The sequence below is a fragment of the Spirosoma arcticum genome, from assembly GCF_054779955.1.
Genome location: NZ_BAAGXG010000059.1, coordinates 1 through 1,126 on the forward strand (window position 1 = coordinate 1; position 1,126 = coordinate 1,126).

The following is a 1,126-nucleotide window of genomic DNA, read 5'->3' on the forward strand; positions in this document are numbered from 1 at the left end:
GCGGCAAAACTCTGCTCGATTTTAGTTTTCAGCAGGCCCACAAAAAGGAGCGCATACCCTGATAGGCCAATTATTCCGGCAATTTGCGGCAAGTAATGGTTCATAAATCAGTCGAGTGAATGTTGTATATCTCATAACCGAATACGCCCACCAGGGTGCGAATCAGATTATGGGCTGACCGAAGTCATGGTTGGGTAGCGGCAGACACGGCACCTTTGCCGACAGGCAACAGGGTCTAAACCATAAACGAAATTGCCATGACAAAGGATAGCACTAAACAACAACCGGAGCCGAATCCTGCTTAGATAGACTGGTCGGCACGTGGCAGGTATCCGGCGAAGCCCAGGGACAAATTACCTTCAGGTGGATGGAAGGCGGCTTCTTTCTGATTCAGGCCGTTGATCTGGACGGTGGTGCCAGGGGGACTGAGTTCATTGGTTACGATGCGGAAAGCAAGACCCTCAAATCGCATTACTTCAGTAACACGGGTAATCTACTCGAATATACGTACCGGGCGGACGGCCAGACGCACACCGTCTCCATTGACATACCGGGTCGCAAGGGTCAGTTTGTCGCTGAGTTTAGCAACGATGACAACACGTTCACGGGTCGCTGGGACTGGACACAAGACGGCGTGAAAATGGGCTACGATGCCATCATGACGCGGGCAAACTGAAAAAAAGAAAACGGTATGGATACCCCCCCCGAAAAAGCAGATCCACAACAGGTGCTCCAATTTCTGACGACCGAGCACTTCACCTTGCAGACAGCAAGGTCGGCCACCATCATGGAAGCAAACGGGCGTTGTGCCCTCTTCCTGGCTACCGTTTCGAGTGGCGTCGTTGCGTTGGCGCTCATCGGTCAGGTGTCCGACATGGGCCAGTCCTTTTTTCTTTTCGGCCTGGTTCTGTTCCCCGCCTTGCTCTTCCTGGGTATTTTCACATTCGAACGGGTCTTGCAGATATGCATAGAGGATCTGGTGATTGGCTGCGGTATCAACCGGATTAGACATTATTACGTGGAGTTGGCTCCCGAAGTTAAACCCTACTTCATTCGGTCAATCCACGACGACATGGCCAGTCTGCAAGAGGGTATGGGCGTTTCGCCGTCCAGGTGGCAACATTTG

General features: G+C 52.2%; 2 protein-coding genes. Both read left to right on the top strand.

Annotation, left to right across the window (positions count from 1 at the left end; translation table 11 throughout):
- The first annotated feature begins 367 nt into the window (after nucleotides 1-367).
- Entirely contained in the window at nucleotides 368-676 is a 309-nt protein-coding gene (locus ACYVHB_RS32845) for a hypothetical protein (protein WP_461056317.1), read from the top strand.
- 51 nt (nucleotides 677-727) lie between these two features.
- Nucleotides 728-1,126: hypothetical protein (locus ACYVHB_RS32850; RefSeq protein ID WP_461056319.1), on the top strand; the 399-nt coding region annotated here is incomplete at its 3' end.

What these genes read in the sequence shown, in the direction of transcription:
- ACYVHB_RS32845 (WP_461056317.1), top strand. Translation starts at nt 368, where the DNA reads ATGGAAGGCGGCTTCTTTCTGATTCAGGCCGTTGATCTGGACGGTGGT.